This window comes from Thalassotalea sp. Sam97 (assembly GCF_041379765.1).
GTDB lineage: Bacteria > Pseudomonadota > Gammaproteobacteria > Enterobacterales > Alteromonadaceae > Thalassotalea_A > Thalassotalea_A maritima.
Window position 1 is genome coordinate 857,609 of sequence record NZ_CP166919.1, and the last position, 24,547, is coordinate 882,155.

General features: G+C 43.0%; 13 protein-coding genes and 1 pseudogene. 9 read left to right on the plus strand and 5 right to left on the minus strand.

Going from position 1 to position 24,547, the window contains the following annotated elements; all coding sequences use genetic code 11:
- Positions 1 to 251: 251 nt before the first annotated feature.
- Both gcvH and gcvP read left to right on the plus strand, forming a co-directional pair.
- Complete coding sequence (gene gcvH / locus ACAX20_RS03805; RefSeq protein WP_371188738.1) at positions 252 to 641, plus strand: glycine cleavage system protein GcvH; 390 nt, start codon at positions 252 to 254, stop codon at positions 639 to 641.
- Positions 642 to 813: 172 nt separating this feature from the next.
- The gene (gcvP, locus tag ACAX20_RS03810) at positions 814 to 3,708 is read left to right on the plus strand and encodes an aminomethyl-transferring glycine dehydrogenase (RefSeq protein WP_371188739.1); all 2,895 of its coding nucleotides are present in this window, start codon (positions 814 to 816) and stop codon (positions 3,706 to 3,708) included.
- Between the two features lie 210 nt (positions 3,709 to 3,918).
- On the opposite strand, the gene ACAX20_RS03815 is transcribed toward gcvP, so the two are convergent.
- From ACAX20_RS03815 to ACAX20_RS03835, 5 genes are all read right to left on the minus strand, one after another.
- Complete coding sequence (locus tag ACAX20_RS03815; protein ID WP_371188741.1) at positions 3,919 to 5,250, minus strand: magnesium transporter; 1,332 nt, start codon at positions 5,248 to 5,250, stop codon at positions 3,919 to 3,921.
- Between the two features lie 538 nt (positions 5,251 to 5,788).
- A complete protein-coding gene (gene nhaA / locus ACAX20_RS03820) occupies positions 5,789 to 6,991 on the minus strand; it encodes a Na+/H+ antiporter NhaA (protein ID WP_371188742.1) in 1,203 nt (400 codons plus the stop codon).
- Between the two features lie 157 nt (positions 6,992 to 7,148).
- Positions 7,149 to 8,057: an ion transporter gene (locus tag ACAX20_RS03825; protein ID WP_371188744.1), complete on the minus strand. Its 909-nt coding sequence runs from the start codon at positions 8,055 to 8,057 to the stop codon at positions 7,149 to 7,151.
- 670 nt (positions 8,058 to 8,727) lie between these two features.
- Positions 8,728 to 8,937: a cold-shock protein gene (locus ACAX20_RS03830; protein ID WP_371188746.1), complete on the minus strand. Its 210-nt coding sequence runs from the start codon at positions 8,935 to 8,937 to the stop codon at positions 8,728 to 8,730.
- 315 nt (positions 8,938 to 9,252) lie between these two features.
- The gene (locus ACAX20_RS03835) at positions 9,253 to 10,428 is read right to left on the minus strand and encodes an alkane 1-monooxygenase (protein ID WP_371188747.1); all 1,176 of its coding nucleotides are present in this window, start codon (positions 10,426 to 10,428) and stop codon (positions 9,253 to 9,255) included.
- Between the two features lie 432 nt (positions 10,429 to 10,860).
- Between ACAX20_RS03835 and ACAX20_RS03840 the strand changes: the two genes are divergently transcribed.
- The 7 genes and pseudogenes from ACAX20_RS03840 to ACAX20_RS03870 all read left to right on the plus strand — a co-directional run bounded on the left by ACAX20_RS03840 (position 10,861) and on the right by ACAX20_RS03870 (position 24,456).
- Positions 10,861 to 11,331, plus strand: a complete 471-nt coding sequence (locus ACAX20_RS03840) for a hypothetical protein (protein WP_371188749.1) — start codon at positions 10,861 to 10,863, stop codon at positions 11,329 to 11,331.
- A gap of 277 nt (positions 11,332 to 11,608) precedes the next feature.
- Positions 11,609 to 12,997 carry a TolC family protein gene (locus tag ACAX20_RS03845; protein ID WP_371189571.1) on the plus strand — a complete coding sequence of 463 codons (1,389 nt, stop codon included), beginning with the start codon at positions 11,609 to 11,611 and terminating at the stop codon, positions 12,995 to 12,997.
- Complete coding sequence (locus ACAX20_RS03850; RefSeq protein WP_371188751.1) at positions 12,997 to 14,772, plus strand: efflux RND transporter periplasmic adaptor subunit; 1,776 nt, start codon at positions 12,997 to 12,999, stop codon at positions 14,770 to 14,772. Before ACAX20_RS03845 ends, ACAX20_RS03850 begins: the two co-directional genes overlap by 1 nt.
- Before the next feature lie 14 nt (positions 14,773 to 14,786).
- Positions 14,787 to 17,903 (plus strand): annotated as a pseudogene (locus ACAX20_RS03855) (efflux RND transporter permease subunit); the annotation flags it as partial.
- A gap of 1,065 nt (positions 17,904 to 18,968) precedes the next feature.
- Positions 18,969 to 19,685: a PepSY domain-containing protein gene (locus tag ACAX20_RS03860; RefSeq protein ID WP_371188753.1), complete on the plus strand. Its 717-nt coding sequence runs from the start codon at positions 18,969 to 18,971 to the stop codon at positions 19,683 to 19,685.
- A 218-nt stretch (positions 19,686 to 19,903) separates the two neighbouring features.
- Positions 19,904 to 21,019, plus strand: coding sequence for a S1C family serine protease (locus ACAX20_RS03865; protein ID WP_371188755.1), 1,116 nt, complete (start codon positions 19,904 to 19,906; stop codon positions 21,017 to 21,019).
- Between the two features lie 188 nt (positions 21,020 to 21,207).
- Positions 21,208 to 24,456, plus strand: coding sequence for an ImpA family metalloprotease (locus ACAX20_RS03870; protein ID WP_371188757.1), 3,249 nt, complete (start codon positions 21,208 to 21,210; stop codon positions 24,454 to 24,456).
- Positions 24,457 to 24,547 lie beyond the last annotated feature (91 nt).

Genomic DNA, 24,547 nt, shown 5'->3' on the forward strand with positions numbered 1-24,547 from the left:
GCGTCTGCGTAACAACTGTTCGCGTCTCAAGGTTACAGAAAAGCGCTGTAAAACGATTGTCAACTCGCTGTAGATAATCTAAAAAAGAATATTTTACAGGGCTTTTCATCTGATAATTTTTGACTAAAATGAAGTTTGCTCAACTGGCTTGGCTCGATCCATTGCTCGGTCTTAGCAGCAACATAGACAAAGATTTCAGCACAACAAAAGAATTAATTAATATTTAATCTATATATTTCAGGAACAAGAAAATGAGCAACATTCCTTCTGAGTTAAAATATGCATCTTCTCACGAGTGGGTTCGCGTTGAAGGCGACGGTACCGTTACTGTGGGTATCACTGAGCACGCACAAGAACTACTTGGCGACATGGTATTTGTTGAACTACCAGAAGTTGGTGACGAAGTAGCAGCTGGTGACGATGTTGCCGTAGCTGAGTCAGTAAAAGCAGCGTCTGATATCTACGCACCAATCGGCGGTGAAATCATTGAAGTGAACGAAGAGCTAGAAGACTCTCCAGAGCTAGTTAACTCTGACGCATTCGGTGACGGTTGGATGTTCAAAATTAAGCTTAACGACGAAGGTGAATTAGATTCACTATTGGATGCTGAAGGCTACCAAAACGTTGTTGACGACGAATAATTTCGTATAAACAAGTATGTATAAACCCTGAGTTGAAACTCGGGGTTTATTGTTTCTTACCAAGGGTATTGCAACGGTTAGCGCCTAGCAGTGTACCAAGTGCCTTGTGGGTAGCTACCTAAAACGGCGTACCCTTGGTATCAATATTTCAAAGAAAGTGAAGTAAAAGTCTATGTCTACGCAAACTTTGAGTCAGTTAGAGCAAACTGAAGATTTTATCCGTCGCCACATTGGCCCGGATGCAGAACAAACTGCCGCCATGTTACAAGAAATTGGCGCTGATAGTGTTGACGCATTAATTGATGAAATTGTTCCTAAAAACATTCGTCTTGATAACTTACCAAACATTGGTGAGAGCAAGAGCGAAGTAAAAGCGCTAAGCGACTTAAAAGCAGTAGCGGGTAAAAACAAAGTATTCCAATCAAACATTGGTTTAGGTTACTACCCAACGTTAACGCCAAACGTTATTTTACGTAACGTATTGGAAAACCCAGGTTGGTACACAGCGTACACACCTTACCAGCCAGAGATTGCACAAGGTCGTTTAGAGTCACTGCTTAACTACCAACAAATGTGTATGGACCTAACCGGTCTAGACTTGGCAAGTGCGTCGCTACTTGACGAAGGTACTGCTGCCGCTGAAGCAATGGCATTAGCTAAGCGTGTTTCTAAAAACAAAAAGTGCAATAACTTCTTTATCGCTAACAATGTTTACCCACAAACCATTGACGTTGTTAAGCAACGTGCTGAAATGTTTGGTTTTGATATCATCGAAGGTGATGCAGCGGATGTTGTTAATCACGATGTGTTTGGTGCGTTATTACAATACCCAGGCGCAGAAGGTGAGATTGTTGATATCGCACCATTGATCGCTGCGGTACAAGCCAACAAAGGTGTTGTTGCGGTAGCTGCCGATATTATGGCGTTAACGCTATTAAAAGCACCGGGTGAGCTAGGCGCAGACGTAGTAATTGGTTCAAGCCAACGCTTTGGTGTACCAATGGGCTACGGTGGTCCACACGCGGCATTCTTTACTACCAAAGATAAGCACAAGCGTTCATTACCAGGCCGTATCATCGGTGTATCAAAAGATACCCGCGGTAAAGATGCCTTGCGTATGGCGATGCAAACGCGTGAGCAACACATCCGTCGTGAAAAAGCTAACTCAAATATCTGTACAGCACAGGTGCTACTAGCGAACATGGCTGCCTTCTACGCGATTTACCACGGTCCAAAAGGCTTAAAAACTATTGCTAACCGCATTAACCGTTTCGCTAACATTTTAGCGTTAGGTACTGCGCAAAAAGGTTTGCCAGCATTACACGCTAACTTCTTTGATACGCTAACGTTCGCAGTAGAAAACAAAGACGCTATCGTTGCCCGTGCATTAGCGGCGAACGTTAACTTACGTACAGACGTTGACGGTAAAGTATCTGTTTCTTTAGATGAAACAACAACACGTGAACACGTAGCCAAACTATTTGATATCTTACTAGGTGAAGGCCACGGTTTAGACGTTGCAGAGTTAGACGCTGCTGTTATCGCTAAAGGTGAGTCGTCAATTCCAGCAGAATTAGTACGTGAGTCTGCGATTTTATCGCACCCAGTATTTAACTCGTACCACTCTGAAACAGAGATGCTACGTTACATCAAAAAGCTTGAGAACAAAGACCTTGCATTGAACCACTCAATGATTTCACTAGGTTCTTGTACCATGAAGCTAAACGCAACGGCGCAAATGATCCCAGTATCATGGCCTGAATTTGCCAATATGCACCCGTTTGCACCACTAGACCAAGCGCAAGGTTACTCAGAAATGATTAACGAGCTTGGCGATTGGTTAGTTGAGCTTACAGGCTACGACAACATCTCAATGCAACCTAACTCAGGTGCACAAGGTGAGTACGCAGGTCTTATCGCGATTCACAAGTATCACGAGAGCCGTGGTGACAGTCACCGTAACATCTGTTTGATCCCATCTTCAGCGCACGGTACTAACCCAGCTTCTGCGCAAATGGTTGGTATGAAAGTGGTTGTTACAGCGTGTGATAAAGACGGTAACGTTGATCTAGAAGATCTTCGCGCTAAAGCGGAAGAGCACGCTGAAAACCTATCGTGTATCATGATCACCTACCCATCGACACACGGTGTTTACGAAGAAACCATCACCGAAGTGTGTGAAATCATTCACGCTAACGGCGGTCAGGTTTACCTAGATGGCGCCAACATGAACGCTCAGGTTGGTATCACTAGCCCAGGTTTCATCGGTGCTGACGTATCTCACCTTAATCTACACAAAACCTTCGCTATCCCTCACGGTGGCGGTGGTCCAGGTATGGGCCCAATCGGTGTTAAATCTCACCTTGCGCCATTCTTACCAGGACATGCGTTAGTTGAGTTTAACAGCGACCTTAACGGCAACGGTGCGGTATCAGCAGCGCCATTTGGCTCAGCGGGTATCTTATGTATTTCTTACATGTACATTGCTATGTTAGGTAAGAAAGGTGTGACTGATTCGACTAAGTACGCAATCACCAACGCTAACTACTTAGCGCACAAACTAAGCCAGCACTATCCAATTTTATACACGGGTAACAATGGCCGCGTAGCGCACGAGTGTATCGTTGACCTTCGCCCACTGAAAGAAGCCTCTGGCATTACCGAAATGGACGTTGCTAAGCGTTTAATGGACTACGGTTTCCATGCACCAACGATGTCATTCCCAGTTGCTGGCACACTAATGATTGAGCCAACTGAGTCTGAAAGCAAAGTTGAACTTGACCGTTTCGTTGAAGCGATGACCTCAATTCGCGCTGAAATTGCCAAAGTTGAATCTGGTGAGTGGACTGTTGAAGATAACCCACTTCACAACGCACCACACACCTTAGCGGACATCACTGATGCTAACTGGGATCGTGCGTACAGCACAGCGGAAGCCGTATTCCCAGTACCAGCAGCCGCGGCTAACAAGTTCTGGCCAACCGTTAACCGTATCGATGACGTATACGGTGACCGTAACCTAATTTGTTCATGCCCAGCAGTTGAGACGTACGTAGACGCTGAATAATTGTTGTTGTCACTTTCGAATAAAGTTTGAAAGTTAAACTTCGAAAAAACGAGCTCAATAGAGCTCGTTTTTTATGTTTTAAACATTGTAATAAAACCAAATATCCCAGAAACTTAATCCTGAAAACATTCCGGTTGAGGTATACAAAATGCGATAACAAGCCAAATCGCAATATCTTGATTCATATTATAAAAACTTTATAACCCACTATTACAATAAAATCAGGGTGCCTAAACCTAAAAACACAACAAAGCCGACGATATCGGTTACAGTCGTTAATATTACAGAACCAGATAATGCGGGATCGATTTTAAATTTATCTAGGGCGACAGGCACAACAACACCAGCTAAGGCCGCTGCTAAGATGTTTAAACAAATCGCGACAGCAATAACAGCACCGATCAGGCTGTCATTAAACCAAAACATTGCCAGCAACCCAATAACCACGGCCCAGACCACCCCGTTTAATCCACCGACTTTAAGCTCTTTTTTTAATAATGCCCCAAGGTTCGCCTTTGTTATTTGATTTAATGCCAAGCCCCTAATTATTAGAGTTAATGATTGGCTGCCTGCAATTCCTCCCATACTCGCCACTATGGGCATTAACACTGCGAGTGCGACAACTTGCTGTATTGTAGCTTCAAATATGCTAATAAAAGCACTGGCTAATAAGGCCGTTATTAAGTTAATACCTAACCATAGCGCGCGGCTTTGAGCGCTTTTTTTCACAGGTGAGAATAGATCTTCATCTTCATTCATACCTGCGCTGGCCATTAACTGCCGTTCGTAGTACTCACTAATCAAGTCGGAGGCAGCCAAGGCATCTAGTCTTCCTATCAGCTTCATATTTTCATCTATAACAGGCAACGCACTATAGCCAGAATGGTGAACATTAGTTGCGGCTTCGTGAGTTAATGATGTTGCTTCTAAGACAGGAAATTCTTCAATAGTTAAGTCGGCTAATGGAATGTGCTCGGGTTGGCCGTATATATCTACGATTGAAATGGCATCAGAAAAATGACCAAATCGATTAACCAAAAATATCGTGTCGCAAAGCTTTGGCACATCTCTACGTAATAATCTATTTGCATCCCTTACACGAGCGTTAATAGGAAGAATTAAAAAATTATGATTAACCCAATGTCCAACTTGATCTTCGGGAAATTCATTGGCTTTTGTAAAGTAAGATTTTTGTACTTTATCCAGAGCATTATATGCTTGTTCCATCAACTCATGAGGAAAGGAGCTGGCTAATTCTAGTAAGTCTTCCGCATTGATCTCTTGAAAAATTTCTGCCCACTGTTCTTCATCAGTTGCATTAACTAACACCTCACGAGGGTCACCGCGCATATCTATCAGCACATTAAGCTTTTTGTTTACCGGGATTTTTTCCCAAAGAGATATGCGCTCTTCTATTGGTAACGATTCAAGTAAAAGAGAAAGTTCACTCGCATCCGTCTGAATAACAACATCACTTGCAATATCGGCGTTTGTGTCTTTGTCTAATATTTCTTTAATTAAATCGGGTAATGGCTCAGTCATTGAAGCTCTCATTTTTATGCTTGTATTTATCGGCGTAGCGTTAAGTCAACGTTTTAAGGTTTAACTTATAATTTGGTCATCTGGTTTTCTTGGTGGTATCGAGATAACTGGAAAACTATATATAAATCTACGCTTCAAGAACAATGGAAATGGGCAGTAAAAATAAAACAGCTATTATATTTCATTGCCTTACTACAGTTGAATGGTGAAGATTAACAGTTTATAACGTTAGCAAACCCCAAGCAATTAGATTGTATGAGGCTTATACAGAGGTAAGGCATTTCTTTAAAGAAAAAATTGTAACCCTCCCTTAAATTCAGAATCGCTTTTATAGAGTTTTCCGTTTACTGTTAACCTAACGGAGACAACAATATGAAAATCAACGATTCACGGAAACACAAATCTTCGCCATTTTGAAAGAAGATGAAAGGGGCGGATTAACGGTACTCTATTTAAATCGTAAGCACGGAGCATCTATTACCAGAGGAAGTCCCAATACGGTGAAATGAAGCAGTTGATACTCCTCTTAAAGTCTTGCTCATTCTATAGAGCTTTTTTGAGGCCGACTTGAGAGATAGAGAACTATAACACCCCATAAGGCAGATAAGATTGATCCTAAAATAATTGCCAATCGATCAATTCTAGCTTCACCTGCACCGCCATGAGCAAAAGCCAATGAAGCAATAAATAGACTCATTGTAAAACCAATACCACATAATACTGACGTTCCATAAAGCTGTCCCCAATTACTTCCTTGAGGCAACTGACAAAGCTTGAGTTTAATGGCGATAAAACTGAAGCTAAATACGCCCAATTGCTTACCGATAAAAAGCCCCAATACAATACCGGCAGGCACTGATGTAAATAGATTACTCAAATTCGTAGTATCGAGTTGAACCCCGGCATTAGCAAATGCGAATAGGGGTAACACACCTATTGCTACGTAAGGATGTAAGTTGTGAAGCAGTTGACTGAGCAGGCCATTTTTATGATCTGTTTTTCCTGCTTTGGAAAGCGTTAAAGGAATAAAAAAGGCGTTAACCACACCAGCAATGGTGGCATGAACACCTGACTTTAAAAAACAAATCCAGATAAAAATACCAACTAACAAATAAGGCGCTATTCGATTAACACCAGTTCGATTGAATGTGAATAGGATAAGATAACCAATACTTGCCAAAAGTAACGACAGCCAAGAAATAGAATCGGTATAGAAAAAAGCGATAATAATAATGCCAGCCAGATCATCTAGAATAGCTAACGTCATCAAAAATAATTTTAGGCTCGTTGGCACCCGATTTCCTAATATCGAAAGTACTGCTAGGGCAAACGCAATATCTGTTGCCGTAGGTATTGCCCAGCCATGAGCTGATAGTGTGTTGCCCCAGTTAAGGGATAAATATATTAATGCAGGAACCAGTACTCCACCTAAAGCTCCTACAACGGGTAACATCAGCGTGCGTCGATCTGAGAGCTTACCAACCAAAAGCTCTTTTTTTAACTCAAGCCCGACTACAAAAAAGAAAATCGCCATAATACCGTCATTTATCCACAGCAATAACGGTTTGTTGATACTAAAGGCTTCTGCTCTGATTTCTATCTCAGCAAAAAGCAGAGCATTATAGGCTTCTGCTCCTCCCGTATTTTTAATGAGCATGGCAAGCACAGCCATTATTAATAGCAATATGCCAGACAAGCTTTCAATCGTAAAAAACTTACGGGTTGAGTTCAGGGTTCTCATGATTACTCCACTAGTCAATGTGTCGAACTTGCTTTTGCCTGCATAGTTTTAAAATCACATTATTTATTAAATAAGATGTTACGATATAAGTGTTTATTTATTCAACACATTTGTGGTATGTAACCTTCCCATAAAATCAGAATTGCCTTTATTGGGTTTATTGTTTGCTACTCGATATAGGCTTGTCACTCGGTATCTTGATCTTATTGCCACATTTATCACAGGTTATTGAATGTGTTTTTTGTGCTTTGCAGTCTTGAATAAGTAGCTCCACTTCTTTGCCTGATATGCCGAGTGATTCTGATAACTCATCAATGGCCTGTTGCTCTGAATAGCTGATTACGCCATCTTTTAGGGCGGTGACAATTTCGCGTTCCAGGCTTTGTTTTCTTGATCGCAATTCATCACCAAACTTTGCTGCCATCATTGCCGCTGGCAGGGCAACAATGGCAACGCCCAGTAGCATAATAAATATTGATATAAATTTGCCTAAAAAGGTGACCGGGGTGACGTCGCCATATCCGACTGTGGTCATGGTAACGACCGACCACCAAATGGCGCTTGGAATGCTGTCGAATACCTCGGGTTGTGCGGTGTGCTCAACGCTATACATCACGCCAGCAGCGAGAATAACAAGCACCGCCATAATGATAATTGCCGCGCCAACGCTTGGTAGCTCTTTTATCATCACATCAATAAACAATCGTAACCCTTTAAAGTAATGGGTGAGCTTAAGTAGCCGTAACATGCGCAGCATGCGTAAGTAGCGTAAATCGACGGTAAATAGGAAAGATAAATAAAATGGTGCTATGGCGATAAAATCGATTAATGATACTGGCGTTAGCATATAGCGAATTCTAGATTTGAGTGGAGCGTTTGCGTTTAAGTGCTCTGATTCAAGGCACACCCAAATTCTTGCGAGGTATTCGATAGTAAAAACAGCGACTGAGAATAGGTTAAATAAATAGAATTGTTGCTGGTATTTATCGCCGATAGGTTTGTAGGACTCAATAATAACCGCTAATACGTTGACAATTATCAGCACCACAATAAAGCTACTGAGCAATTTGCTGGCTTTTGAGCCATCAAAGCCGTGTTCTAAAACGTCATAGGCTTTTTGTCTGCTGCTTTGTTTTTCTTGGCGACAAATTCATTAAAAACTTTGATAATTAATACGCGCCAGTCAAATAATGACGTTTTATGGTAAAACGTGAAAAGGTAATAGGGCTCAAGCTAGTCAGAATGACTTTTTAAAGCACTGATTGTTAGAACTGGGTTGAGTGAGTATTTTGACTTAACGGCACAAGCAATCACTGCACAACAAGAGAGTTCATGTTGGATCACTCGGGTAACACGGGACAACTATAGATTTTCTGTAAAGAGAGAGGATTCAGCTACTACATATAATCTAACCGGCTATCAGAGTCAGTGGGTGAGTGATAAAGCGAGGTTGTTAACTGTGAATGTGCAAAGTTATGACAACAGCCAATTGACAAAATGGATTCGTTCAACAGAGGAGGCTAATTCAACTTTGTGTATTCCGTTAGCGTTGTGAAAGGTAACGGTATTTTTGTTTATAACAACATTTGAAATTGGTGAGTTTCGGTATTCATTACCCGAAGCACTTGTTAATAAAGACATATTTATCCTGATAAAATTTAATTAATTGGTTCTCCCAATAATGGTTAAGAGATAATAAGCCAAGCTTATACTTGGCTTAACACTATATCGTCAGCTTAGATAACAGTAACGTTAGCTGCTTGAGGACCTTTTGGACCTTGCTCAACGATAAACTCAACTTCTTGACCTTCAGTTAGGCTTCTGAAACCTTCTGAAGCGATTGCACGGTAATGAACGAAAACGTCCTTGCCACCGTCAGCTTGAGCAATAAAACCGAAACCTTTAGTTTCGTTAAACCATTTTACAGTACCTGTAGATTTAGACATAACTGTCTCCTAAATAAAATTTATTGATGTTGCATTGCAACGAGTATTGCTAAAGAGGAACTAACATAAGCGAATAGCTTGTAACAATTATTCAGGACAGAAACTAAAAGTGACGAACGAAGAACTAGTGCGTTGAAGCGATGATCGATATAGGGTAGAACAAATTTAACTCCGCTATAGTAACACGTTAATTTGGAAATGCCTAAACATTATTCAAATTATATTTTGGACGCCGATTAAAGCTTCTGCATTTGGCTTTGTTCCCTCTTTACAGTGGGGCTTGCAGCCAGACTAACGGCTACATTTGTGACCATGTTAGTGTTTTGTTAGCTGGTGTTTTTCTATAAGTTTTGAGCGTTTACTTGTTAAAATATTGAGTTCATCGATATTGCCGTGGGTAACCTCAATGAGTCGCTTATCCATTACCTTAAACCAAAGCCAAGGGATGTAGGCGAGCAAAAACATACCAAAGTAACCATTCGGTAATGTCGGTAAATGTTCAAAGTGCCTTAACGATTGATAACTGCGTGATGCGTTGGCGTGGTGATCTGAGTGGCGTTGCAGATTAAACAGCGCCCAGTTGGAAAATATATGATTGCTGTTCCAGCTGTGATGCGGTTGCGGTCTCTCGTAACGCCCTGAAGCCAATGTTTTTCGTTTTAGCCCATAATGTTCAACATAATTAGCCGAAGTAAGGTGCCACATCGACCAAAATGCGGCGATCAACAAATAAGGAATTACTTCTAATCCGAGCCATAATCCCATTGCGATATAAACGCAAAGCGTCATTAATATGGTTTGGATAAATTCATTTTTGATGGTCCAAGGGGAAAGCCCTTTACGCATAAATCGTTGCTTTTCGAGTTGATAGGCTCGGACAAAGCCACCAGGTAGTTCACGTAATACAAAGCGATAAATACTCTCGCCCATTTTCGCAGAGGCTGGATCTTCTGGAGTGGCAACCTGGGCATGATGGCCACGATTATGCTCTATAAAAAAGTGTCCATAAGCGGCAATCGCTAATACTAATTTCGCCATCCACTTATCTAATTTATGGCGTTTATGACCTAGCTCGTGACCAATGTTTAAACCATGACCGCCAATGTAGCCGGCAAGCAATGCCGTCGCCAAATAACCCTGGGGCGATAAATCAAAGTGCGCGACAAACCAGCCAAGAAAAATAAACGAACATATAACCACGGGGACATGAATTAGGGCGATAAGACGATAGTATGTATCGGCTTCTAATTGTGGAATAATCGATTCAGGTGGATTACTGGTATCTTCTCCTAAGATCACATCAAGTAATGGAAACAGACCATACCAAATAAGTAAAAAAGCCCATAAAAACAATTCATTGTTAAATTGGATGTACAGTAGCGGTCCTGTTATCGCAGTAACAGGAATAAGCAGTGACACAAGCCACATGTAGCGCTTGTTATCGGTATAGATGTCACCATTTGTAGCCACAAAGGTATTGCCAGTACTCATTGTTTGAGTCTCGAACTTTTTCGCTAGGTATCTACAAGTATAAGAAATTATTTACTTTTCTAAAGTTATGTAGCTAACTTTTTGCGACCCTCACAGCCAGTGCACACTATTTACATTTAGCTGTTTTTGTCTTACTCTCTGAGGGGCTTTTGACCTTTTCTGTATTTTTTTTGCAGTGGCTTAGTGAGCATTTATGCAAGGTTGCGCTTATGAATTGTGGTTATTCCACATGAGTAAGTAATAACGCGGCAAAAATGCTCATTAAACGCTGTCCAAAGGATTCGATTAAAAGTCATTTTATCATTGTTGCAGTTCGCTTATATGGAATAACCATACTTCTCTCACTGCGCCTCGATTAAATGCCTTTTAATTAGAACAAAATTAATACCACAAAGATCAACAGCCCCTAAGTTTTTCGCTATTGATAATACTATGTCTAAATCAATTACTACTTACATACTGCTGATGGTTACGATGATTGCCTTGATTGGGCAATCGTTTGCGTTCGCGACTACAAAGTGTGATATGGCGAGTCATGAGGCACACCATAAAGGCCATAGTAGCGAGCATAGTGCGACAAGCAAACGCAGCTCAGCAGAGCATGATTTTATGCCACATCGTGTAACACATAGCGCAACAGAACACAGCGAAATGAATCACCATGCGATGCACGAGCATATGCTAGGGGATAGTGACATAGCCAGTTATAGCGCAACCGTTGCCGAAAATTGCTGTGGCACCGAATGTACATGCCCTGATAACGCTTGTTCATCGACCAGTGCCGTCGCATCACACGCTTATTCCATAGCGTACCTGGTGAATTTACCTGCTCGCATCGTTACCGAGCAGCAGCATGCCATGCGCCTTTCTAGATCCTTATATCGCCCACCCATTTTTGCCTAATACGGGGTTAGTGCGCCTGTTTTTCGTTGAAAACACAGTGCTTGCACATATTCCGCGCGTTTTTTCATCTTTTCAACATTTTATTGTCACGATATAACCTGTTTACTTTGGGCATAATGAAACATTTTTTATTAATTTGGTCAGCGATGACGCTGTCAAAAGTCGATAACACCGGCACAATTAACGGCGCTAAAAAGAGCAATAAGGAGCTGCTTTAATGTCATTTTTTTCTAAGGCTAGATTTATTGCTGTACTCAGTTTGCTGTATTGCAGTGTAATGCATGGCACTATGGTGAATGCCGCAACCGAAAATAGCGATGCTATCACGCAATCGTTAACGCTTGAGCGGGCAGTAGCCATCGCACAACAAAACGATCCTTGGTTACGCAGCAGTAAATTACAACAACAATCACTTGAACAGCAAAGTATTGCCGCCGGCACATTACCGGATCCCACGGTATCGCTGAGTTTAATGAATATGCCAACCAATAGTTGGGATTTTTCGCAAGAAGGCATGACTCAATTAAAAGTTGGCGTAACGCAAAAGTTTGTTCGCGGCGATAGCCTTGCCATTAAACAGCAGCAACTGGCGATTGAAAGTAGTAAATATCCCTTACTCAGAGAAAATCGACAGGCTAAGGTACAGCGCACTGTTTCTGAGTTATGGTTAGATGCCTACTTAGCGCAACAAACCCTCGCCTTAATTGAGGCTGACCGTACTTTGTTTTTGCAAATGGCGGAGATAGCTACAGCGAACTATGCCAACGTGATTGGTAATACCAAGCAACAAGACGTTATTCGCGCTCAATTAGAGTTGATTCAACTTGATGATAGGATCACGGTTGAGCAACAAAAATTAGAAACGGCATTGGCGCGTTTGCATGAGTGGCTGTACGTATATGAAGCCAGCAATGCATCGTCAGCATATGACGTTAACAAACAACTAACGTCATTGACGGTCGATACTAATCTACCACCACTCGTGCTAAATAAGCCTTCGCTGTTAAAGTACGATGGTTACTCTCGTCATGCATTAGCAACGGAGCTTGCCGGTCACCCAGCGGTAATGGCGATTGATGTGCAGCAACAAGTAAAACAACAAGCCGTTAAACTGGCGAAACAACAATATAAGCCACAGTGGGCGGTCAATGCTAGCTATGGTTACCGTGCTGACACTCCAACAGGCGACGATAGAGCGGATTTGTTTTCGCTTGGGGTGAGTTTTGATGTGCCATTATTTACAGCCAATAAACAAGATAAAACTGTCGCCGCATCGGTGGCCGAAAGCGAAGCGGTAAAAACCGAAAAGTTATTGCTAATAAAGCAAATGGTCAGCGCCGTCGACGCCGAATTAAAACAACTTAACCGTTTAGCTGAACGCCAAGCGCTTTATCAGCAACAGCTATTAAAGCAAACGCATGATCACGCTGAAGCGGCGCTCACGGCTTACACCAATGATAATGGCAATTTTGCCGATGTGGTGCGGGCCAGAATTAGCGAATTAAATGCACGCATTTCTGCGCTACAAATCGATGTTAATGCCTTAAAAACCGTTGCTCGTATTAACTACTTTTTACCTCAATCTTCACATAGAAATATCAATATCGAGACGAAAACGGGTGAGCGCGTGTCGTCTGTATCTGCTCAAAACTCGGGAGAACAATAATGTCAACCAACAATAATACATCTGTGATGAAACTGCTTGTTGCGGTTGCTGTCGGTGCCGCCATTGGTGTAACTGGCTGGCAGCTTTTGTTCGCTGACAATACAGCAACAGATACCACTGCAGGTGAAGAAAAAGAGAAAAAGCCACTGTATTGGGTTGCACCAATGGATTCAAATTATCGCCGCGATAAACCAGGTAAATCGCCAATGGGTATGGATCTGATTCCGGTATATGAAGAAGACAACGCTGGTGATGATTTTGGTCCCGGTGCGGTAAAAATTGCCCCACATGTTATTAATAACTTGGGCGTGCGTACCGATAAGGTTGAGAAAAACTACATCGATAGAGAAATCACAACGGTTGGCTATGTAAAGTATGATCAAGACAGCATGATTCATGTCCATCCTCGTGTCGATGGCTGGATCGAAAAGCTCTATGTGAAAGCCGAAGGCGACCCGGTCAAAAAAGGTCAAGCCTTATATAGCTTATACTCACCGCAGTTGGTCAATGCCCAAGAAGAATTGCTGATCGCCATAAAACGTAACAACCGTACCTTAATTGAGGCCGCCAAAAGTCGTTTAGCAGCACTGCAATTATCGCCACAGTTTATTGAACGTTTACAGCGTTCTGGCAAAGCGCAGCAACATATCACCTTTTATGCACCACAAGCTGGTATCGTCGATGGTTTAAAGATCCGAGAAGGGTTTTATGTTACGCCAAGCAATACCCTGTTAAGTATCGCTAAGCTTGATCAAGTCTGGGTTGAAGCAGAAGTATTCGAACGTGACGCAGAGCTTATAGAGCCAGGGTTAAAAGTATCGATGACGCTTGATTATTTGCCTGGCAGGAGTTGGCAAGGGATGGTGGATTATATTTACCCCAGTTTAAACCGCGCCAATCGTACACTACGTTTACGATTAAAGTTTGCTAACCCGCAGTATTTATTAAAACCGAACATGTTTGCCCAAGTAACCATTGATGCCGGGTCAAACCGTGCCAGCTTGTTGGTGCCCAAGCAAGCGGTGATCCGCACAGGTAAACAAGACCGTGTCGTACTGGCGCTAGGCGATGGTCAATTTAAATCTGTTGCGGTAACCATTGGCCGCGTGAACTCTGAGCATATTGAAATTCTCGATGGCATCGAAGAAGGTGATGAAGTGGTTACCTCAGCGCAGTTTTTGATTGATTCTGAGTCCAGTAAAAACTCCGATTTTCAACGCATGAGTGTCACCGAGCAACCAGCATCGGTGTGGATGGCAGGTGAAGTGAATAATGTGATGGCCGATCACAATATGGTTAACATTACTCATGAAGCGGCAACAGAGTGGGATTGGCCTGAAATGACTATGGACTTTGCGGTGGCCGACAGTGTTGACATAGACAGCTTAAAAGCAGGGCAAACCTTACATTTTGAAGTAACCAAAAGCGGTGACGGCCAGTACCAAGTCACGGGCATTCACATTATGTCAGAGCCTTCTGACGAAGAAGAAACAGTATCAACGGCAACCGTAAAAGGGGTGATCAATGCTATTGATGGTCAATCTCGCGTGGTTAATATCAGTCGAGAGGCAATCGAAAAATGGGACCGACCAGCGGCGACCATGGACTTTGTTGTCAGCGACGCGATTGATTTAACGACATTTAAAGAAGGCGATGAAATCACCTTTACTTTTGAAGTGAGAGATGACTTTATCATTGTCGACATGAGCAACGTTGCAACGCAAGATGAGCATATGGACCATTCGGAACATATGGATCACAGCAAACATCACTAAAGCGAGAGACATAAATGATAGAACGTATTATTCATTGGTCGGTCTTTAACCGCTTTTTTGTGTTGTTATCGACAGCGATATTAGTCGGCGCTGGCGTTTTTGCGTTAAAGAACACCCCGGTTGATGCCATACCGGATTTATCGGATGTGCAGGTGATCATTAAAACCTCATACCCAGGGCAAGCACCACAGGTTGTTGAAGATCAAGTTACTTATCCATTGACCACCGCGATGTTGTCGGTGCCAGGCGCGCAAACCGTGCGTGGTTATTCATTTTTTGGCGACTCTTATGTGTATATCATTTTTGATGATGACACCGATTTGTACTGGGCACGTTCGCGCGTATTAGAGTACCTATCGCAAGTTGCGCCGCGTTTACCACAAACGGCTAAACCAGAGCTTGGTCCCGATGCCACTGGCGTTGGCTGGGTATACCTGTATGCCTTGGTTGATAAAACCGGTCAGCATGACATTAGCCAGTTACGAAGTATTCAAGATTGGTTTTTAAAGTATGAGCTGCAGACCGTCGACGGTGTATCTGAAGTAGCCGCGATTGGCGGTATGGTTAAGCAATATCAGGTGATGGTTAACCCTGAAAAACTACGCGCTTACGATATACCGCTTAGCCTTATTCAAACCGCCATCAAACAAGGTAACCAAGAAGTGGGGGCTTCGGTGGTGGAAATGGCCGAAGCCGAGTACATGGTCACCGCTTCAGGTTATATCCAATCAATAGCCGATTTAGAAGCCATCCCGTTAGGACTTAATGTTAATGGTACACCGCTGTTGCTGGGGGATGTTGCTGACATTAACCTTGGTCCGCAAATGCGTCGCGGTGTTGCTGAGCTTAATGGGGAAGGTGAAACGGTTGGCGGTGTGGTAGTCATGCGCTTTGGTGAAAATGCGCAGCAAACCATAGCTGGCGTTAAACAAAAGCTAGAAGAGCTTAAGCGCGGCTTACCTGACGGTGTTGAAATCGTCACGGTTTATGACCGATCAGGTTTAATTGAACGTGCGGTTGATAATCTTTGGTCAAAACTGCTCGAAGAGTTGGCGGTAGTCGCCCTTGTATGTGTGGTGTTCTTGTTCCACATCCGCTCATCGATCGTGGCCATTATCAGTTTGCCGCTCGGTATTCTAGTGGCGTTTATCATTATGTATTTTCAGGGCGTTAACGCCAACATCATGTCGTTAGGCGGTATTGCTATTGCCATAGGCGCTATGACTGATGGCGCCATAGTGATGATTGAAAATATGCATAAGCATATAGAAAAAACGCCATTAACAGAGCAAAACCGCTGGGAAATTGTCGCCAAGTCGGCATCGGAAGTAGGTCCTGCGCTGTTTTTTAGTTTGTTGATTATTACCGTCAGCTTTTTGCCGGTATTTATTTTAGAAGCGCAGGAAGGGCGCATGTTTGCGCCATTGGCGTACACCAAAACTTACGCGATGGCCGCCTCTGCGGGTTTAGCAATAACCTTAATTCCGGTACTGATGGGCTATTTTGTTCGTGGCAAAATTATTTCAGAGCATAGAAACCCAGTAAACCGTTTACTGATTGGCGGCTATAAACCGCTGTTAAAGCAAGTGCTAACGTACCCGAAAGCAACGATTATTGCAGCGGTTATCATCACTTGGTTTGGTTTTACGCCGCTTGATGATATTGGCAGTGAGTTTATCCCTGAGCTGGATGAAGGCGATTTGATGTATATGCCTACTACCTATCCAGGTATATCGATTGGTAAAGCGCGCGAGTTACTGCAACAAACTGATAAGCTAATCCGAACCGTACCAGAGGTTGAAAACGTGTTTGGTAAAGTCGGCCGCGCCGAAACCGCAACCGATCCAGCGCCGCTGACCATGATAGAAACCTTCATTCAGTTAAAGCCTCGTGAAGAGTGGCGTGAAGGCGTTACCACCGATAGCCTCAAGCAAGAGTTTGATAAGTTGGTTAAGTTTCCGGGCTTAACCAATGCCTGGGTTATGCCGATTAAAACCCGTATCGATATGTTAGCAACCGGTATTAAAACGCCTGTTGGTGTCAAGGTTGCTGGTGCAGACTTGGCGGTTATTCAAGATATCGGTCAACAAATTGAACAGGTACTAAAGGACTACCCGGGTACTGCCTCGGTTTATTCTGAACGGGTAGCTGGCGGTCGTTATATTAAGGTGGATATCGACCGGATTAAAGCTGCTCGCTATGGCTTAAACATCAGTGATGTGCAACAGGTAGTGGCAACCGCTATCGGTGGTATGAATGTTGCGCAAACGGTGGAAGGTCTCGAACGCTATCCGGTGAACCTGCGTTACCCGCAAGATTATCGTGACTCGCCTGAGCAGTTAAAAACGTTACCGATAGTAAGCGCCAACGGCCAACGTATTGCCTTAGCCGATGTCGCTAACGTGTATGTCGAAGATGGTCCGCCAGGCATTAAGAGTGAAAACGCACGAATCAACGGTTGGACCTTTATCGATATTGAAGGTGTTGATGTTGGTCGTTACGTCGAAGGCGCAAAAGCGAAAGTCGCCAGTGACATCGAGTTACCAGCGGGTTATTCCATTAGCTGGGCAGGGCAGTATGAATACATGCAACGTGCGCAGCAAAAGCTAAGTTATGTGGTGCCATTAACCTTAGCCATTATCGTTGTGTTGTTGTACCTCAACTTTCGAAGCGTCGCCGAAGTGGTCATCATTATGGCGACGCTACCGTTGGCGATGATCGGTGGTATTTGGCTGATGTATCTTGAGGGCTTTAACTTTTCAGTCGCTGTGGGGGTTGGCTTTATCGCGCTGGCTGGGGTGGCAGTAGAAATTGGCGTGATCATGTTGGTTTACCTAAACCAAGCGTATCAACAAGCCATCGAGCAGGCGAAAGCTGAACAACGCTCATTTACCCATAAGGACCTGATTGACGCGATTATGCAGGGTGCTGGCCTTCGTGTGCGTCCGGTGATGATGACGGTTGCAACGATTATTATTGGTTTATTGCCGATTTTATACGGTACCGGTACCGGCTCTGAGGTAATGAGTCGTATTGCTGCGCCTATGGTCGGTGGTATGGCGAGTGCGGTTATTCTCACCTTGTTGGTATTGCCTGCGGTGTATTTGTTGTGGAAAAGCAGATCCTTAGAGGACAATAATAAGCCACCTTTTAAATTGCTGCATAGCAGTCGCAAATACCATAAATGGTTAATGGCGTTTGTTGGCGCACAATTTATGATTTGGTCGGTTACCGGCGCCTATATGGTATTTTTTGATATTAACTATATTCATGGCAATACCTTAGTAGAAAACCACCAAACCAAAGTGAATCCAGAGCAAGTTCAGTTATCACTCAATGATTTACTTAGTCAATATGGGCAGGTACAAAACCTAAGTTTGGGCGTGTTGATTGATAAACCGGCATACCGTTTTCAACTTGGAGAAACAAAATACCTTGTTGATGCGACAACCGGCGAGCAGTTAGCGCCACTAGATAAACAACAAGCAATTGCTGTTGCACAACATGAATACACCGGTAGTGGTGCGGTATTATCGGTTGAGCTAATCGAAGACAATCCTCCGTTTGAATTAAGTGCGCGAAGATTACCAGCTTGGCGTGTTGATTTTGATGACTTTGGCGAACCGGCTATTTACGTATCGTCGTTAACTGGCGAGGTGGTGACGAAACGGCATGAGTGGTGGCGTTTATTTGACTGGATGTTCCGTTTCCATGTGATGGACTATCAAGACAGTGAAGTCGATAATAAGTTGCTATTCTGGAGTTCGGTGATTGCCATATTAGCGGCTATTGCTGGAACGATTTTAACCGTTCACTTATTTTTGGGGCGAAGGTTTAGACAAATGAGGGCGCGTTGAACTTTGTGGTATAAATTTTGTTTGCGTTAAAAGGTATTTAATCGAGGTGCAGCGAGAGAGGTATGGTTATTCCATACCAACGAACTGCAACAATGAGAAAATGACTTTTAAGCGAATCCTTTGGACAACGTTTAGTGAGCATTTTTACAGCGTTATTGCTTAATCATGTGGAATAACCACACATCATAAGCGCAGCCTTGTAAAAAAACTCACTAAACAGCTGCAAAAACATACAGCAAAGTTCAACATGCCCTCAACAAGCGATTTTGCAAAAAGTTGGTATTTAGGGCATGCTCAGATAAAGTAAGTTTTTGGGGTGGATGGAGAAGGAAAAACATCATGCAGTGGTTAAGGAAAGTTCATAAATGGGCGTCATTATTGGTTGGTGTTCAGCTACTGATTTGGTTGATATCGGGTATGTATTTTACCTTGATGGATCACCATAAAGCTGGTGGTCATCAATACCGCGCTCATGTTCAACAGCACCCGCCTGAAGTGAGTGATAACTTCATTGATATCAGCGAAATTATTGTTAAAACTAACCCCGTCACCTCAGTCAAATTAGTAGCGTTATTAGGGCAACCATACTATTTGCTCAACCACGAAAAAGGTTTGTATCCACATTTTACCAATCACTACAGTTTGTATCACGCCAAAACGGGTAACCGAACACACATAGACGCAGACTTTGCCCGTGAGCTGGCCTTGCAATCATACAATGGCCCGGGTGAGGTGACCTCGACTACCTTGCTCAAACACCATATTGAAGATATCCCCAAACAGCAAAACCCAAGTTGGCGAGTAAACTTTAGCGATGAGGTAAACACCAGTGTTTACATTGAAGCGGATACTGGCCGCATTGTAGGCCATAGCGATGATGATAAACGTTTTGCTGATATCTTTTTTATGCTGCACTTTATGGACTATAACCACCAAGGCAGCTTTAACAATTGGCAAATCATGTTTTTCGCGGTGTTGATGCTATGGTTGTCCATAACCGGTGTGATTTGGACCATTGATTTAGTGCGCCGTGGTCACTATAAACTTCCTTTGTGAATGTTATAGACATAAATATCAGCTCGACGTTTTTCTCTCTTGAAACTATTGCCGTTTGCCCATATAAAAAAATTAGCTCCACTTTTCAGGCTATTACGATGCTCGCCGCAATGCTTAGAGGTTATATCCAAGTATTGCTTAGTGCTTATTGACAATCGAATGTTGACGGTACAGTAACTAAGGAATAAATACTACTGAGAAACCACAAGGGGATGTTTATGTCAGGTAAATTGGATATCTTAAAACTTGTTCGCTTACTTATTTGGCTAGTCGCTGGAGTGTATTTAGTTAAACTTATTTTGCCGGTGGCCGAACGTTATTTTATCGCTAATGAACAGCAACCAAGGGCTGTGACCGCTCGTGGTGAGCTCGCGCCAAGTGAACAATCAACGATCGATATATTTCATCATGCCAGCCCTTCGGTTGTGTTTATCTCAACCAATAAAATCGTTCGCAGCTTTTGGACCCGTGATGTGCGCAAAGTCCCTCGTGGCACTGGATCTGGTTTTATTTGGGATGGCTATGGTCATATTGTTACCAATTATCATGTGATTGAAGGCGCTTCTGAAGCTTCTATTCGCTTGAATGACGGGCGCAGTTATCTAGCAAGTTTAGTTGGGGTAAGTCCTAATCACGATTTAGCCGTATTAAAAATTGATGTGCCCGTTGATTTGCCACCGGCGGTGCCTATTGGTACCAGTGGTGATTTGCAAGTAGGGCAATCGGTTTTCGCCATAGGTAACCCGTTTGGTTTGGATTACACCTTAACCAGCGGTATTGTCTCAGCGTTAAATCGAACCTTATCGGCGGACTCTGATTTAATCATTAATAATTTGATCCAAACTGATGCGGCAATAAACCCAGGAAACTCAGGTGGTCCACTGTTAGACAGTGCTGGACGGTTAATTGGTATCAATACCGCCATTTATAGCCCATCAGGCGCTTACGCCGGTATTGGTTTTGCGGTACCGGTTGATACCGTAAATCGTGTTATTCCACAACTCATTGCAACCGGGCGTTATACCCCGCCATCGTTAGGTATTGGCGTAGACGATGATATTAACCGACAAGTACGTCAGCAACTGGGCATTGACGGTGTGGTTATTTTAACTATTGAGTCTGGCTCGGCAGCAGAAAAAGCCTCGTTCCGTGCAGCTAAAGTGTCGCGCTATGGCATGGAACTCGGTGATGTGATTCAGTCGATAAATGGCCGTCGTATTGATGACGTTAAGGGGTTAATGTCTGAGTTAGACAAATATCAAGTCGGCGAAGAAGTGTTACTTGGCGTATTGCGAGATAACGAAACCATTGAGGTAAGTGCCACCTTGCAATAAGGAGTTAGCATAAATCAATATGCAGGGATATTTGCTTCACTCTGGTTGCGTTACTTTGTTTGAGAAACTTGTGGCGAAAAAATTGATCGCACCCTTGTTACGGGAAAATACGTTAGCAAGATTTTTAAAGCTTTAAAAAGCTTAAAATGTTGATATTATGTGGTTTTTATTTTGGCATGGATCGAATAATGTTGTTTCGTCATAGCTTTTTTATCATTACCTTATTTTTACTCAGTGCTTGTGGCGGCTCTGATCCAAATGACAGTAACGTCGTTATTGAACAATCAAATAGTTTGCCGATTTTAACGGGAACAGCCAGTGATGCCATTGCCGAGCAGCAATATTCCTATACACCCGTTATATCTGATGCCGATGACGATGCGGTTACTTTCTCGACTAATGAGATGCCGAGCTGGTTAGCAATTGATGGCGACAGTATTAGCGGTATACCAACAGAACAAGATGTTGGTTTGGTCAGTTTTTCTATTATTTTGTCCGATGGTAAAGGGGAAAACAGCTTTACGGTTTCATTTGAAGTAAAGCCTAAGCCTAACCAATTGCCTACTTTAATGACTGCGGTTGTCGAAGCTCGTGTGGACGAAGCCTTTGCTGTTACGTTACTGGCAAGTGATGCAGACGGTGATAGCGTCAGCTTTACTTTAGCCAACACCTCAGATTGGTTAACGCTTGATACGAGTACAGGGCAGCTGAGTGGCTTACCTCGCAAGGAACATCAAGGTACACAGCTGATTACTATTGAGCTAAGTGACGGTAAACAAACTCAGCAACAACAAATCGCGATCACGGTTGAACCGAGTTGGTTAGACGTCGCGATTAGCACTGGTAATGCCTTAGTCGTTAAAGCATCAGAAACGATTTTAGATGCAGCAATTCATGAAGTTGAGCAAATTGATGAGCGACATAAGGATATCAAGCGTCAGCTCTTTAAGTTTGATAGCGATGATGCATTAACCAGCATTGACTGGCAGCCAACGCATGATGCCGCTATGTATGGCTCAGATTTCCTATTCAATGACGCCGTGCTATATACCAATAACAACGAAACCAAACGTGCTATTGCCATTGCCGGCAGTAAACAAGAAAACATAGGGCGTTATTTGGTGCTAGGCGGTAACCCATTTCGTAATGACATCAATGAGCAAATGCAACAGTTTCTCGTTAATGCCTTTGACTGGTTGTCGCAAAAAAACACTAAATCGTTAGCTCAGTTTGATGTTGTGTTAGCTCAGCTTGATGAAAGCTATTATTTTAAAGACAGAAGCAAAACACGAGCGTGGCTCGATTCGAATTACGACAATGTTAATTACAATGATGTTGGCAGTTGTGATGGCCAGGCTCTAGCTGGCTGTATCGCTGAAAAACCTGATGTTATTATCGTCTCTCGCAAGCTCTATACAGATAATCACTCTAGCGATGTCATTGCGGCCATTGAGCAAGCACTAGCAGATGATATCCCAGTTGTTTATATACAACTCGATGGTGGTATAGGTGAGCACGGTCGAGCGTTATTGAATGTATTTAACGTTAAGCATGCGCACGATAATTACTGGTCGCGAGACTCGTTACAAGGTTTTAATCCTAATACCTTTAATAGCGAAGAGTTGATAAAACTAAGCGCACTAGCTAACCTCAAACGGTTATTGAATAACTTTGCAAATCACAGTTTTGATGTCGATTTAAGCGGGTGTGAAACGCGCAGTTGTCCGCAGCAATCCAATACCCAACTGCAATTTTTTGCCGCTGCCAATGTTGTTAAAACCCTATTTAATGATTTTGATAAACGCAAGCTCAATATTTTTACAACAGATACATATCGTCTACCCAAGTTGTTGATCTTATTAGCCGATCATTACCGTCAGTCGGTATCTTACCCAATGGATAAAATCACCTCTGATACGGTGATGTTTTTTAAATCATTGTACGCCGATTACGCCGTTTACAATGTTCGTTCAGTAAACCCTATACAACCCGATATGGGCAATTTTAGTCGCTCTGATTTCAGTCATGTCAGCCCTGAAACTAAAACAGTGACATTAATATCAAAGCCATCTTTTAAATCAGCTGGTGTTTACGCAATTCCAGGGCAAACCTTTAAAGTGACTCGCAACGATAGCGAGTCGGTAGCTACCTCGATTTTCATAAACACCTTACGTACCGGTGCGACACACATCTTTAATAACAATGGTTATAATCGCCCTTATCATTTGTGGTCACAGCAGGTTAGGGTAGAGCCAGGCGAAACGATTGAATTTACCTCAAGTTATGGCGGCCCGATACAAGTAGCCTTTGACGTAAAAGATATTGAGGTTAGCTTAACCTTTGAATATATTGGCCGTCACCCTCATTGGCGCTCGCCTGCAGACGATGCCGATTTTGCCGAGCGTATGCAGCGTGGTGATTACGATTGGGCTGAAATTGCCACGGCTGGTTTTGAAGTGCATTCAAAACATAGCAAAATGCAAGCCTCTTTGGATGCTAGCAAAGAGCTTTGGCCCAATGCCTCTGATTTTGCTAATGCCACTTCGCGTTATACACATAACATGGTTCACATGTTAGCTGGCTTTCAAGGTCCAGGTATTGATCAAGTCGCTGAAATTCATGACTTTGCAAAACAGCGCGGTTTGCTGATTGATACAATAGATATTGTTAAGCATATGAATGCCGATCAACCCACGTGTGGTTGGGGCTGCTCTGGTAACCCTTATGATGCAGGCTGGAATTTTTCGCCAACAGGGCATGGTGATTTACATGAGTTGGGTCATGGCATTGAGCGCAGCAGTATGCGCTTTGAAGGCTATGGCTTTCATTCAAATACCAATTTTTATTCTTACTTTGCTAAGTCGGTTTACGAGGATGACACTGGGCAAAATGCAAGTTGCCAAGCGTTACCATTTGAAGCGACCTTTAATGTGTTAAAGCAAAGTAAGTTACAAGCAGATCCTATCGCTTATGTGCAACAAAACCTCAGCAAAAGTTGGTCTGAACACCACGCGATATATGTGCAATTGATGATGGCAGCGCAAGCCAACAATAAAGTGAGCAATGGTTGGTACATTTATCCTCGTTTACATATTTGGGAGCGAGAATTTTATCGAGCAGATGATTCAGAGCAAAGCTGGCTAGAAAAAAGAGAAGCACTCGGGTTCGGTCTTTATAGCTACGATGAACTCACTGCGATAACCCGTAATGAATGGCTGTATATCTCGCTGTCTGAAATCATGCAAATGGACTTAGTGGATTGGTTTGCGATGTATGGCTTTGTTGTTAGCGATAAAGCGAAAGCTCAAGTTCAGTCGAAAGGTTATCAAAGATTAGCGCAAGTATTTTATGCCGCAAATGGCGCCGATTTTTGCTCATCATTAGAGCAACCAGCAGTGTTGGTTGATGGCGAGTCGACTTGGCCAGATAGCCCCTAAAATTGCTTTGCTGTGATAATAAGCGCGATATAGGTCGCGCTTATTAGTTTTACGTTAGGTACGTTAATTTACTGCGAGGTGTTATACCCCA

Bases quoted from the DNA above. Each gene is read 5' to 3' on its own strand.
- gcvH (WP_371188738.1), top strand. From the start codon at position 252: ATGAGCAACATTCCTTCTGAGTTAAAATATGCATCTTCTCACGAGTGG.
- gcvP (WP_371188739.1), top strand. From the start codon at position 814: ATGTCTACGCAAACTTTGAGTCAGTTAGAGCAAACTGAAGATTTTATC.
- ACAX20_RS03815 (WP_371188741.1), bottom strand. From the start codon at position 5,250: ATGACTGAGCCATTACCCGATTTAATTAAAGAAATATTAGACAAAGAC.
- nhaA (WP_371188742.1), bottom strand. From the start codon at position 6,991: ATGAGAACCCTGAACTCAACCCGTAAGTTTTTTACGATTGAAAGCTTG.
- ACAX20_RS03830 (WP_371188746.1), bottom strand. From the start codon at position 8,937: ATGTCTAAATCTACAGGTACTGTAAAATGGTTTAACGAAACTAAAGGT.
- ACAX20_RS03835 (WP_371188747.1), bottom strand. From the start codon at position 10,428: ATGAGTACTGGCAATACCTTTGTGGCTACAAATGGTGACATCTATACC.
- ACAX20_RS03840 (WP_371188749.1), top strand. From the start codon at position 10,861: ATGTCTAAATCAATTACTACTTACATACTGCTGATGGTTACGATGATT.
- ACAX20_RS03845 (WP_371189571.1), top strand. From the start codon at position 11,609: ATGCATGGCACTATGGTGAATGCCGCAACCGAAAATAGCGATGCTATC.
- ACAX20_RS03850 (WP_371188751.1), top strand. From the start codon at position 12,997: ATGTCAACCAACAATAATACATCTGTGATGAAACTGCTTGTTGCGGTT.
- ACAX20_RS03860 (WP_371188753.1), top strand. From the start codon at position 18,969: ATGCAGTGGTTAAGGAAAGTTCATAAATGGGCGTCATTATTGGTTGGT.
- ACAX20_RS03865 (WP_371188755.1), top strand. From the start codon at position 19,904: ATGTCAGGTAAATTGGATATCTTAAAACTTGTTCGCTTACTTATTTGG.
- ACAX20_RS03870 (WP_371188757.1), top strand. From the start codon at position 21,208: ATGTTGTTTCGTCATAGCTTTTTTATCATTACCTTATTTTTACTCAGT.